Consider the following 12,033-nt stretch of genomic DNA (forward strand, 5'->3'; position numbering starts at 1 on the left):
GCTAGTCCAGCGCGCCCCTGCCCGGCTGCCATGTGGCGACCCACGCCTGCAGGGCCGCACCCACCTGCTCCAGCACTGGCCCGAGTGTGCGCTCCTGCGCGCGGAAAATACGCATGGTGGGGTACCATGGCGAGGTCTCGCCCGTATCCCCCCAACGCCAGCATCCATCCCACCGGCTGATCAGCCACACGGGTTTGCCCAGTGCGCCAGCCAGATGCACCACCGATGTATCGACCGAGATAATCAGGTCCAGCCCTTCAATCAGGGCAGCGGTGTCGGCCATGTCCGCCACATGGTCCATAAGGTCGCACACCGGCTGGCCACGCCATGCCGCAAGGTCCTCCCGGCGCGGACCAAGCTGGAGGTTGACCAGCGCCGCCGCCACCGGGGTAAGCGCACCCAGCACCTGCTCCGCCGTTGTGGAGCGTCGCTGGTCGGTCAGCACATCCGCAGATTTGGTGCGCCGCCCACCAGACCAGACCAGACCAATACGCGGCCGCTGTGCGGGCAGTAATGCCGTCAGACGGGCAACATCAGCCGGGGGAGCCTGTAGGTAGGGAACCTGCGCGGGAATATCGGCCCGCGTTTGCAGCCCCATGACAAAGGGCAGGTCGGGAATGGGCAGAATGGCATCGTACCCGTCCTGCCGGGTAAAGTCCTTTTCCGCCACAACGTGCACCTGCGGAAAAGCCAGCCGGAGCAGGCGGAGCAGCGTGTCGGGCGAGACAAGCGTGACCTGCGCCCCCTGTGCAAGCACCATAGGCAGGTAGCGGATGAACTGGAGCGTGTCCCCCAGCCCCTGCTCCTGATAGAAAATAACCTTTTTGCCCTGCAAAGGCTCCCCTTTGCGCAGATGCGGCAGGGACAGATACCAACTGACCGAATCCGGGGCCAGCCCTTCCCTGTGCAGGTAATAGGGCGCTCCCTCGCCAAAATGTCCGGCCTTGAACAGCGCCACGGCATAGCCTGTGCAGGCTGCGCTGTTGTGTGGCTCGCGCTCCAGCGCCCGCCTGTACCACGCCAGCGCCTCCTCCGAGCGGTTCATGCGTTGCAGCACGCAGCCCATATTGCTCAGCAGGGCGGTGGTCACAGGCTTGCCGCCACGGAACCACGATTCCAGCACCATAAGCCCTTCCTGCGCGTAGCCCGCATCCAGCAGGGCCACAACAAGGTGCTCACACGCATCCTGATGATGCTCGGGGTGCTGCTGCATGATCTCGGCAAAAATGCGCAACCCTGCCGTCACATCGCCTTTTCTGACCAGCGCCGTAGCCAGAAAGACCTTGAGCTGGCTCAGATGTGGAAGCGCCAGCAGCACCTTGCCCAGAATGGCCACGATCAGGTCATAGCGCATGGTGTAGGTCGCCAGCACATCAGCCGCCGCCAGCAACACGGCCAGATTGTCCTGATGTGCGCCAATGACATCGAGCACCAGCCGCTCACCGGCCACATGCTGCTGCACGGCAAAAATCTGGGTTGCCAGAGTTTTCAGCCCTTCGGGGGTCGGGTTCTGCATCAGCGCCTGCCGCGCCGCCCACAACCCTTCCACCGTCATGCCTTGGGGCAGCCTTATGGGGGCGGCGTCTGCTGGCTGTTCCATCCTGTGGTCCTTCGTCATCATTGGCGGCACACCCTGCGGCTCAAAGGGTGCGCTCTAGTGGCCCGTCCTGCGCCGGGGCTGCCCGGTCCGCCCCCGTATGGGCAGCGCTCCATGCCGCCACCCATGCGCGCAGGGCCTCGCCCATCTGGCCAAGCACGGGATCAAAGGAGCGCTCCTGTGGGCGGAAAATACGCATGCTCGGGTACCAGGCCGTGGTTTCCCCCTTATCAAGCCAGCGCCAGCAGGCGTCCCACCGGCTGAGCAGCCACACAGGCTTGCCCAATGCCCCCGCCAGATGCAGGACCGAGGTATCGACCGAGATTATCAGGTCCAGATTTTCAATCACGGCGGCGGTGTCGGCCATATCCTTTACGTGGTCCATCGGGTCGCATATCGGCTGGCCGGTCCAGCTCTGCATATCCTCACGCGGGCTCCCGAACTGAAGGCTGACCAGTGTTGCCTCCACCGGGGTCAGCGCCCTGCCCATAACCGCCAGCGTGCTGGAGCGGAGCTGGTTGGCCATGACATCCTGCGCGGACATCCGCCTGTCCCCCGACCAGACAAGGCCAATGCGTGGCCGCGCCACGGGCAGCAGCGCAGCAAACCGCTCCACGTCCTGCGCATCCGCCCGCAGGTAGGGCACCGTGCCGGGAATATCGGCCACAGTCTGCATGTTGGTCACATACGGCAGGTTGGGAATGGCCAGTGCATAATCAAACATCTCGCCCAGCCCAAAGCAGATGGCGTCCCGCACCACCAGCTCGGGGTAGGACTGGGCGATCAGGCGCACAAGGGCAGCCCCCACGGCAATGGTAACCTGCGCACCGCGCTCCACCAGAACCGAGGCAAAACGGATGAACTGGAGCGTATCCCCCAGCCCCTGCTCCTGAAACAGCACAACGCTTTTGCCCGACACCTCATCACCGGGCTGGAGCTGCGGGAACTGGGCGAACCATTTTGTCACTGCGGTCAGCTTGTTGGCTCTTTGCGCAAAGAGCGCCCAGCCCGGGCCGTAGTGCCCGGCCTTGAGCGTGGCAATGGCGGAACCCAGCAAAATCCCCTCGTCATGGGGGGCCATGCGCCGGGCCTGCTCGTACCACGGCAGGGCCTCCTCCGCCCGGTTGAGGCACCCGAGCGCACACCCAATGGCGTTATACAGCGCAGGCTGCGCAGGCTCCTGACGGACGGCGAACAAAAGGATGTTCAGCGCCTCCATAGGGTAGCCCATACGCAAAAAGGTCTGGGAAATCTGCAACGTGGCGACAACGCGCTGGCTTGGGTAGAGTTTGATGATATCCGCAAACAGGGCAGAGCCCCCGGCCAGATCACCATTCACAATCAGCGCCTGCGCCAGCATGATTTTGATGGCGGGGTTGTCTGGCTCCAGCAGGGTGGCCTTGCGCAGCAGGGGCACGGCTATGTCGTAGCGGAACACATGGTTGGTCAGCACAAACGCTGCGATCAGCAGATAGGCCACATTGTCGGGTTCACGCCGCACCATTTCCAGCGACAGGCGGATTGCCTCCACCGCCAGTTCCGAGCGGCACAGCTCCTCGCACAACTGGCCGACACTGAGCGGGGTGGGGTTTTGCAGAACGGCTTCCTTCCGGGCCACCAGCTTTTGCATATTGGCTTTTTCAGGTTCCCAAGTCGCTTTCATGTCGGCTGATCTGCATCCCTGTGGTTGTTACAATCGACCTTACCATACCGGCCCGACTTAACCATACCCAACCACGCAGGCCACGGGGCGGCAGGCAGCCAGACCAAAACCATTTTCTGGCCTTGGATTGCACTTGATGATAACTGTACTTGCACAGCACGGACATGGGCCTTAATGGCGCACTCTGTCAGGGTTTGGAGCAAGATGGACTGTTGCGGAATCCGCCATAGACCGTGCCGTTAAAAACACAAAAGGATACGTGGTTCTTGGATACTGCCGATGGCAACTCGGTCAAAAAAGCCGCTGCTGGCACACTGGCGGACAGGACTGCGGCCGCACGCGTAAGACTGGCATCTGGCTCGCGCATGCTGACCCACGCAGCCGGGACCCTGCGCAATGGCGGGTGGAAGGCCCTGCCGTGGCGCACCATGTTCCCCGGCACGGACATTGGTCTGGCGGTCGGCGTTGTGCTTTTGCTGTCCATCCTTATCCTGCCGTTGCCCACCTTTATTCTGGACATGGGGCTGTCCATCTCCATCACCTCCTCGGTGCTGGTGCTTATGGTGGCACTGTTCCTTGAGCGCCCGCTGGACTTTACCTCCTTCCCCACACTGCTGCTGCTGACAACGCTTTTGCGCCTGGCGCTTGAAATTGCGACCACGCGCCTGATCCTCAGCCACGGGAGCGAGGGCCCCTATGCCGCAGGCCACGTGGTGGCCGCCTTTGGTGGGTTCCTTATGGGTGGGGATGTGGTGATCGGGGGGATCATCTTCTGCATCCTGCTGGTGGTGAACTTTATGGTCATCACCAAGGGGTCGGGGCGTATTGCCGAGGTGGCGGCCCGCTTCTTTCTGGACTCCATTCCGGGCAAGCAGATGGCCATTGACGCGGACCTGGCCTCCGGCGCGATCAACGAGCGCACGGCCCGCACCAAGCGCAAGGAACTGGAGGAGGAAAGCGCCTTCTACGGCTCCATGGACGGTGCGGCCAAGTTTGTGCGTGGGGATGCCATTGCCAGCATCATCATCACCGCCATCAACATTGTGGGGGGGCTGACCATTGGCGTGCTCCGCCACGGCATGCCACTAAGCGAGGCGGCAAGCACCTTTACCATGCTCACCGTGGGTGACGGCCTTGTCTCGCAAATCCCTGCGCTGCTGGTCTCCACCGCTGCGGGTATTGTGGTCACCAAGGGCGGGACGGATGGCACGGCGGACGTTATTCTGGCCCGCCAACTCAGCGGCAACGCCAAACCCCTTGGTGTGGCTGCCGCCCTGTCCGCCCTGTTTGCCCTGATGCCCGGCCTGCCCGCCTTCCCCTTTCTGGCCATTGCGGTGGCCGCTGGCACGGGTGCATGGCTGCGCAGCCGCGCCCCCGCAGCCGACAGCGACGGGGACGTGACCGAAATTACGCCACAGCCCGCGGCCTCCCCCATTTCCGACATTCTCAAGCTGGACCTGCTCCGCCTTGAGCTGGGCTTTGGCCTGCTGCCCCTGACGGGTGGAGACACCCCCCAGCTTGCCGAGCAGATCAAGGCGCTGCGCCGCTCCGTGGCAACGGAAATGGGCTTTGTCACCCCGCCTGTGCGCATTCAGGACAACATCCATCTGGCCTCGGAAAAATACGTCATCAAGCTCAAGGAAATTGAAATCGCATCCGGCGAGGTCAAACCCCACAAGCTGCTGGCCATGACCCCCTCTGGAGGCGTGCCGCCCATACCGGGCGAAAAAACCACAGAACCCGCCTTTGGCCTGCCTGCGGTATGGATAGACCCATCCCAGAAAACCAAAGCCATGGCCATGAACTGCACCGTGGTGGACCCCGCCAGCGTCATTGTCACCCACCTGAGCGAGAGCGTGCGCCAGAACCTGCCTGACCTGCTGACCTACGTGGCCACGCAGGCCCTGCTGGACGACATGCCGCGTGAACAGCAGAAGCTGGTCAACGACCTTATTCCCTCGCAGGTGCCGCTCAGCACCGTGCAGCGCGTGTTGCAGGCCCTGCTGGCCGAGCGCGTGTCCATCCGTGACCTGCCCACCATTCTGGAAAGCATTCAGGAGGCCTGCGGCATGGGCCTGCGCGGCATTGGCCCGCTGACCAACCATGTGCGCATGCGGCTGTCGCGCCAGATCTGCAACACACTGGTGGGGCCGGGGGGGTATATTCCCATCGTCACCCTTTCCCCCAAATGGGAATCGGACTTCATGGCGCATATCACCGGCCCGGCGGAAGACCGCAAGCTTGCCATGCCACCTTCCATGCTCAATGTTTTTGTGGGAAAGCTGCGCGATACGTTTAACGCCCTTTCCACCAACGGTGAAATTCCGGTTATTGTTGTCGCCTCCCCTGTAAGAGATTCCATGCACGCCATTGTCGAACGGGTCCGTCCTTCCATTTCCGTTCTGTCACAAGCTGAGATATACCCTCGTGCCCGGATCAAGACGGTTGCGACCATATCGTGACACTCAGCCAGCAGACCGCACCATGGGAGTAGAATATGCAGGATAGTCCCTCCGACACCGCAAACCAGCAGGTTGCGGAGCGCCGTCAGGGAAGCGCCACACCCGAGGAAGTGCCCGCACCCGAGCCGGTGGCGGACACGGATGCGGCTCCCCCCAGTGGCGTATCCCTGCCGGTCAGCCATCTGACGGTTGAGGACATTCTGCGCTGGCACTCCGTGCCCCAGCCGCTGATCCACGCCCTTGCGGGCAAAACACTGGCTGATGGTCTGGACAATGTGCTGTCCTTTGGCGCCCTGCCCGATGCCACACAGGCGCCGCTGGCCTTTGGCGGTGCCTCCGGCTCTGGCAAAACGCTGGTGCTGGCCAAGCTGGCCGCCCGCTACATCCTTGCCGAGGAACACAAGGACAGCCCACCCCCGCTGATTATTGCGTGCGACCACACCGCAGGTAGCTTTGCCAAGCTGTCTGCCCTGCTCCAGCCCTATAATATTCCCATCATTCAAGGCAGCACGTCCGACATTCTGGCCGATGCCGTGCAGCACAGGGAGCCGGGGCAACCCATTCTGGTCGATCTACCGGGCATTTGCGTGTACTCCCCCGTAAGCATGGGCAAAATGATGCAGATGGTCGAATGCATTGGCGCAACGCTCAGCCTTGTTCTGCCCGCCGGGCTGGATGCCGAGGAATCTGCCGACATAGGCTATGCCTTTGCCCAACGCGGCGCGACCACCATGGTTGCCAGCAAAATGGATCAGGCAGGCCGGGTTGGCGGTATTATTGCTGCGGCCGCCTGCGGTTTAAGCCTGACATACGGCAGTTGTTCGTCCAGCATTGTGGGCGGGCTTGTCCCCCTTAACGCCAGTATTCTGGCCAACAGGCTCCTGACCCTTCCGTCCTGAGCCACCGGGAGCCTTTGCCGCAGATGACGCGGCACCAAGGCTCCCGCGCACCCACGGTGCACGCCCCGCACACAAGCCCAGCGCCCTGCCAGCCTGCATACGGCAGCACCGGGCCTGCACACCGCAACGCCTCCACCATGTGGCGCATCTGGTTGCGGGCCCGCGCTATACGGCTTTAAACAGCTTTATTTAAGAATAGCTTTTACAAAAAGAGTATTTTATCAAGAAGAGCACTTGGAGCTCTACGGCATGACCTTAAAAAATATTTCCATTCTTCAGGCTGTGGTCTGGCAGAAAATCGCTTTTGTGCTCCTGTGTTTTCTACCGTTCTTTCAATTACGCGGCCGCGCCATTGCCGACTTTATTATCTCTTTTATTGCCATAGTTTTTTTGCTGCATTGCAGTTTTAAAAAACACTATGCCTGCCTGCAACGTGGGTGGTTCCCCTACGCCATGCTGCTCTGGGGGCTGATTGTTACCTCCTCCATACTGGATGGTTCCCTCCAGAGCACATTGGCAGCGCTGGCCATTGTCCGGTATTTTGTATTTGCCAAAGCACTGGAAGAATGGCTGCTGGCAGGCAGAACACAACAGCAGTTTTTGGGAGCCACAGTCACACTGGCAGGGCTATGGGTGCTTGGTCAGTGCTGGGAGCAATATCTGTTCGGGGCCAATATCTGGGGTTACCCCAGATGGAGGGATGGCGCGTTAACCGGCCCGTTTTTTGCTCCACGCGCAGGCCCGGCGCTTATGGTCATCATGTTCCCCGGTTTAATGGTGTACCCCATGCGCATGGTGCAAAACCGGGCCTTGGGCAAAAAACTGCTCGCACTGGCCCTTATGTCCTTTTTGCTGCTGAGCATGGTCATTATCGGGCAGAGAATGCCTGCACTGCTGGTCTTTCTCGGGTTTTTTATCTGTGCCGTTCTGGTCAAAACAACCCGGATTGCTGTGGCCCTGTCCATTCTGGCAGGTGTGGTGGGGCTGGCGCTGCTGCCTGTTCTCTCCCCCCCGGCCTATAACAAGCTGGTTCTGCATTTTGTTGAGCAGATGGGCAGCTTTGCCCACTCCCCCTATGGTCAGCTTTACATCCGTGGGCTGAATATGCTGCACGCGCACCCGCTGCTGGGTTTGGGGTTTGATGGTTTCCGCAGGCATTGCGCCGAGCCTGCCTATTTTTATGGTGTGCCGCAGTTTGCCCCTTTCATGCTCGGGCAGGACCCGGCGGCGGGCTGCAACATCCACCCCCACAATATCTATCTGGAAATTGCCATACTCAGTGGCCTGAGCGGCCTGTCTGTTTTTGCCTGTCTGGTTCTGTACTGGCTCAGAACCGTGCTGCGTGCGGCCTTGGCCACAACAGAGCTTATGCCGTCCATGCTGTTGATTACGCTGTGCATGCTGTTCTGGCCGCTGGCCTCGACCAGTTCGCTGTTTACGGAGCGGACGGCGGGCTGGGTTTTTCTGATGCTGGGGTGGGGGCTGGCTCTGGCCCGCACCACCACACGCAACACTGGCACTGGCACTGGCACTGGCACAATCTGAGCGGCTAAAGCCTGACAGGGCTGCCGCAAAGGTCAAACGTTTTGGAAAAAACCGTTTTTAAAACAGGTCAACTTCACCCGCATGGCTGGTCTGGCTGGCCTGTGTGCCATGGCTCAGCACATCCACCACATGACTCAGCTTTACACTCTGGCTCAGCGCCGCAACATCAAGCGGCAGTTCGTTGCGCTGCGCGTAGCAGAGCGCCAGATTTTTTAAAACAGTGGCCACAGCCTCGACTGTCTGGGTAGCGGAATCCAGCTTTTGCAGGGCCTGCACGTCCGCATCGCTCAGAGGGGCGGCAGACATGCTCTCCCCCACCACGCGCTGTACCCCCATAAAATCCTGGCAGGTCTCCTCCAGCAACGTAACAAGGTGGTCCATTACGTCCTGCGCGCTGCGTTTTGTTCCCGCAGCACTGTTTGACAGGGGGTGCACGACATCCATGTAATTATCCTCTCCGGCCCGGCTTTTTTTTAAAACAGCTCGATCTCGGAACTGGCCTCTGTGGCCCACTTCCGCTCTGCTTCAGCCTCACGCCGGCTGTAGGCGACTTCCTGCCTGCCAATACCCTGCACATCCTGTACCAGATTCTGCTGCGCCCGCCCCGTGGTGGGCCAGAACCGGATGCGCCGGGCCAATGTGCCGCCCAAACTCTGGGACACACAGCGGATCCGCTCGTCTACCAGATAATGGGTGACAAAACGGATGTTCTCCTGCCCGATCCGGCCCAGACTGGGCACAACAGCCGCCCCGCCAAACACCTTGCACACCAGACGGCTACGCTGCCCACCGGCCTTGAGCAGACCGTTGACCAGCATTTCCATGGAATTGACACCAAAGCGCATGGCGGTACCCGAGTGGCTTTCCCCCCCATCGGGCAGCAGAAAATGGTTAATGCCCCCCACGCGCGCGATCGGGTCAAACATGCAGACCGAAACACACGACCCCAGCAGTGTTGCAAAAACTACTGACGAATCGCCAGAAATTTCCACTTCCCCCTGAATAACCGTTTTAACTGTGGCGTGATCGCTCACTTTATCGGCCCGAACACCTTTTCCAGCACCTCACGCAGTTTGGATACGGTGTAAGGTTTGGCAAGGAAGTTGTTAACACCAGCCTTGACCGCTTCCTGCACCAGATCCTTGCTGGCCTCGCCGGTCAGAATAATAAAGGCCACCTTCTGGATTTTTGGGTTGCTCCGCACCGCGCGCAGCAGGGCCAGACCATCCATAACCGGCATGTTAAAGTCCGATATGACCAGATGCGTGGGATTCTGGTCCAGATATTCCAGAGCTTCCTTGCCATCCTTGCGCTGGGCAATGTTGGTAAACCCGATTTCGGCCATGCTATTGGCCAGAACCTGACGGATAGAGGCCTGGTCATCAACGATCAGAGCCTTGATTTGTGAAGCGGCAGGCATTTGTCTCCCCCTTATTCCTAGTCTCAAGTCCGGTCATACTAGACCGGCATCAGCTACACACGGCGGTTATGGTCCGCCTGTTTTGTACTCAGCGTGTATGAATGGCCATGGCCGCGGCAGAAATCTGGCGCAACCCCACAACCTGGCATGCCGCCCCAATCTCGGCCGCCACCCGTGGCATTCCATAAACAACCGCAGATGTTTTGTCCTGCGCGATTGTAAACGCCCCGGCCTGCCGCATGGCCAGCAGCCCCTCCGCCCCGTCGCGCCCCATGCCGGTCAGGATAATGCCCAGCGCGTTGCGCCCCGCGTGTTTGGCAACGGATTTGAACAACACATCCACCGATGGGCAATGCCCGCTTACCGGCGCACCACCGATCAGCCGTGTGATGTATTTGCCACCACCATTGTCCACCACAAGGTGCCTGTCCCCACCGGGTGCAATCCGGACCATGCCGGGTTGCAGCACCTCCCCATCGCGCGCCTCGGCAATGGAGAGGGCAGGCATGGACTGGTTGAGCCGGTTGGCAAAGCTGGCCGTAAACAGCGGCGGCATATGCTGGCAAATAACCACCGGCGGGCTTTTTTGCGGAAAACCGGAGAGGACCTCCTCCAGTGCTTCCACCCCACCTGTGGACGAGCCAATGGCCACCAGATCGACCGAGTTGCCCCATGTGGTCTGTGCATGGGCAACAGGGGCCGTAGGCGTGCGCCGCTGTATGCGTGAGACGGGCTGCGAGCGCGCCGCAAGCACCACCAGCCTGCCAAGGCCCGCAAACGCGTCCTCCCCCGGAGCCACATTGTGCTTGGGGTAGCAGTCAAACGCGCCCATCTGCAACGCGGTAATGGCCGTATCCGCCCCCTTGGCTGTCAGGCTGGACACCATAACAACGGGGATGGGGCGCATCCGCATGATTTTTTCAAGGAACTGCAGGCCGTTCATCCCCGGCATTTCCACGTCAAGGGTAATGACGTCGGGCTGGTCCTTGATAATCAGGTCGCGTGCTTCCAGCGGGTTTGCTGCTTCACCGCACACTTCAATATCCGGGTTCTGTGCAAAGGAGCGTTTGATGAGCGCCCTGATTGTGCGCGAATCATCAACAATCAGAACTCTTACAGGCTGGGCCATCAATCAGCTCGCTTTCCGGTAAATGGTCGGAGCCACCTGCTCCAGGCCGCACTGGCGGGGGTTGGCCACTTTTTCGGAATGACCAACGTAGAGAAACCCACCTTTTTCCAGCTTATCGGCCAGACGGCCCCACAGGCGCTCGCGCGTGGGTTCATCAAAATAAATCACGACATTGCGGCAGAAAATAACCGAGAACTGCCCGCGCATGGGCCAGTCGGCGTTCAGGTTGAGCACCTTAAAGGCCGGTAGCGTGCGGATATTGCCAACAAAGCTCAGGTTGCCCCGGTTATCGGCCTGCATGAACTGGCTTTTCTGCGCGCTGGAAATGCCGTCGGTCTCGCTGGCAACATAGGTGCCAGCCGCAGCCTGCGCCACCACGTTGGAGTTGATGTCGGTTGCCAGAATCCGCATGTCATAAGATGCAGCCTCGGGCAGAACCGACAGAACGGACATGGCAATGCTCCACGGCTCCTGCCCGGTGGAACACGCAGCCGACCAGATGCGCCCGCGCCCGCCCGTGCGCAGACGCGCGGCAAGGGCTGGCAGCACATTCTGTTCCATATGCACAAAATGCGGCCGCTCGCGGAAAAAGCTGGTCACATTGGTTGTGAGCGCACAGACCAGCTTTTCCATTTCCGCGCGGCCGGGTGGGCTTTGCACGAAGTTGAGATAGGCGTGGAAACTGTCCATCCCGCTTTCACGCACACGGCGCGAAACACGCGAATATACCAGCGTACTTTTGGAATCGGGGATAAAAATACCCGCTTCCTGCTTGGCAATCCGCCGGACCATCTGAAAATCGGCGTCCGTATACTCCGGGTCGGCAGTAGACCGCGTATCGACCATCAGGAGATCATCCCGCCCACCAACTGGCCCACCACAACTTCAAGGCGGAGCACGCCAATCATACGGTCCGCAATCATGACCAGACCGCTCAGGCTGCTGTCTTCTTCCGCCACGGCCTGAATTTCGGACAGGTTGACATCTGCCATGTCAATCACCCGGTCCACCAGCAGGCCGCAGACCGTGCCATTGCGCGATTCCACAATAATCACCACCCGGCGCGGGTTATCGGCCTGTGGCTGCACGTTCAGGTACACCGCAAGGTCGATCACGGTCAGGATAATGCCGCGCAGGTTGATGGCGCCGCACACATAATGCGGCGCAAAAGGCAGGGCTGTTGTTTTTTCAAACCCGCGAATTTCGCGCACACTCAGGATAGGAATACAATATTCCTGCTCCCCCACTGCAAACACGATCATTTTTACAAGTTTGGCGTCGGCCCCGGCTTCGTCCGTCATGTCCATTTTCCTACTCA

11 protein-coding genes are annotated in these 12,033 nt (G+C 60.4%); 3 read left to right on the top strand and 8 right to left on the bottom strand.

All coding sequences use genetic code 11. The features are described 5' to 3' along the window. Position 1 precedes the first annotated feature (1 nt). Both HK26_RS08730 and HK26_RS08735 read right to left on the bottom strand, forming a co-directional pair. Positions 2-1,600, bottom strand: a complete 1,599-nt coding sequence (locus HK26_RS08730) for a tetratricopeptide repeat-containing glycosyltransferase family protein (RefSeq protein ID WP_257640937.1) — start codon at positions 1,598-1,600, stop codon at positions 2-4. 40 nt (positions 1,601-1,640) lie between these two features. Beyond that, a complete protein-coding gene (locus HK26_RS08735; RefSeq protein ID WP_143296326.1) occupies positions 1,641-3,260 on the bottom strand; it encodes a tetratricopeptide repeat protein in 1,620 nt (539 codons plus the stop codon). Positions 3,261-3,688: 428 nt separating this feature from the next. Between HK26_RS08735 and flhA the strand changes: the two genes are divergently transcribed. From flhA to HK26_RS08750, 3 genes are all read left to right on the top strand, one after another. Continuing rightward, the gene (gene flhA / locus HK26_RS08740) at positions 3,689-5,722 is read left to right on the top strand and encodes a flagellar biosynthesis protein FlhA (RefSeq protein WP_180539463.1); all 2,034 of its coding nucleotides are present in this window, start codon (positions 3,689-3,691) and stop codon (positions 5,720-5,722) included. A gap of 35 nt (positions 5,723-5,757) precedes the next feature. Next, positions 5,758-6,621 (top strand): P-loop NTPase family protein, encoded by an 864-nt coding sequence (locus tag HK26_RS08745; protein WP_086639431.1) that lies wholly within the window; start codon positions 5,758-5,760, stop codon positions 6,619-6,621. Positions 6,622-6,870: 249 nt separating this feature from the next. Beyond that, on the top strand, positions 6,871-8,166 hold the full coding sequence (locus HK26_RS08750) for an O-antigen ligase family protein (protein ID WP_086639432.1): 1,296 nt from the start codon (positions 6,871-6,873) through the stop codon (positions 8,164-8,166). A 57-nt stretch (positions 8,167-8,223) separates the two neighbouring features. Here HK26_RS08750 and HK26_RS08755 read toward each other — a convergent pair whose 3' ends face one another. From HK26_RS08755 to HK26_RS08780, 6 genes are all read right to left on the bottom strand, one after another. Then, entirely contained in the window at positions 8,224-8,610 is a 387-nt protein-coding gene (locus tag HK26_RS08755; protein WP_086639433.1) for a hypothetical protein, read from the bottom strand. Between the two features lie 29 nt (positions 8,611-8,639). Continuing rightward, positions 8,640-9,200, bottom strand: coding sequence for a chemotaxis protein CheD (locus HK26_RS08760; RefSeq protein ID WP_257640938.1), 561 nt, complete (start codon positions 9,198-9,200; stop codon positions 8,640-8,642). Continuing rightward, on the bottom strand, positions 9,197-9,586 hold the full coding sequence (locus tag HK26_RS08765; RefSeq protein WP_086639434.1) for a response regulator: 390 nt from the start codon (positions 9,584-9,586) through the stop codon (positions 9,197-9,199). The genes HK26_RS08760 and HK26_RS08765 overlap by 4 nt, the downstream gene beginning before the upstream one ends. Positions 9,587-9,674: 88 nt before the next feature. After that, positions 9,675-10,715 carry a protein-glutamate methylesterase/protein-glutamine glutaminase gene (locus tag HK26_RS08770; protein WP_086639435.1) on the bottom strand — a complete coding sequence of 347 codons (1,041 nt, stop codon included), beginning with the start codon at positions 10,713-10,715 and terminating at the stop codon, positions 9,675-9,677. A gap of 3 nt (positions 10,716-10,718) precedes the next feature. Further along, complete coding sequence (locus HK26_RS08775; RefSeq protein WP_086639436.1) at positions 10,719-11,561, bottom strand: CheR family methyltransferase; 843 nt, start codon at positions 11,559-11,561, stop codon at positions 10,719-10,721. Beyond that, positions 11,561-12,016, bottom strand: a complete 456-nt coding sequence (locus HK26_RS08780; protein WP_025828772.1) for a chemotaxis protein CheW — start codon at positions 12,014-12,016, stop codon at positions 11,561-11,563. Before HK26_RS08780 ends, HK26_RS08775 begins: the two co-directional genes overlap by 1 nt. Between the last annotated feature and the right edge of the window lie 17 nt (positions 12,017-12,033).

The organism is Acetobacter okinawensis (assembly GCF_002153655.1).
Classification (GTDB): Bacteria; Pseudomonadota; Alphaproteobacteria; order Acetobacterales; family Acetobacteraceae; genus Acetobacter; species Acetobacter okinawensis_A.

What these genes read in the sequence shown, in the direction of transcription:
- HK26_RS08730 (WP_257640937.1), bottom strand. Translation starts at nt 1,600, where the DNA reads ATGGAACAGCCAGCAGACGCCGCCCCCATAAGGCTGCCCCAAGGCATG.
- HK26_RS08735 (WP_143296326.1), bottom strand. Translation starts at nt 3,260, where the DNA reads ATGAAAGCGACTTGGGAACCTGAAAAAGCCAATATGCAAAAGCTGGTG.
- flhA (WP_180539463.1), top strand. Translation starts at nt 3,689, where the DNA reads ATGTTCCCCGGCACGGACATTGGTCTGGCGGTCGGCGTTGTGCTTTTG.
- HK26_RS08745 (WP_086639431.1), top strand. Translation starts at nt 5,758, where the DNA reads ATGCAGGATAGTCCCTCCGACACCGCAAACCAGCAGGTTGCGGAGCGC.
- HK26_RS08750 (WP_086639432.1), top strand. Translation starts at nt 6,871, where the DNA reads ATGACCTTAAAAAATATTTCCATTCTTCAGGCTGTGGTCTGGCAGAAA.
- HK26_RS08755 (WP_086639433.1), bottom strand. Translation starts at nt 8,610, where the DNA reads ATGGATGTCGTGCACCCCCTGTCAAACAGTGCTGCGGGAACAAAACGC.
- HK26_RS08765 (WP_086639434.1), bottom strand. Translation starts at nt 9,586, where the DNA reads ATGCCTGCCGCTTCACAAATCAAGGCTCTGATCGTTGATGACCAGGCC.
- HK26_RS08770 (WP_086639435.1), bottom strand. Translation starts at nt 10,715, where the DNA reads ATGGCCCAGCCTGTAAGAGTTCTGATTGTTGATGATTCGCGCACAATC.
- HK26_RS08775 (WP_086639436.1), bottom strand. Translation starts at nt 11,561, where the DNA reads ATGGTCGATACGCGGTCTACTGCCGACCCGGAGTATACGGACGCCGAT.
- HK26_RS08780 (WP_025828772.1), bottom strand. Translation starts at nt 12,016, where the DNA reads ATGACGGACGAAGCCGGGGCCGACGCCAAACTTGTAAAAATGATCGTG.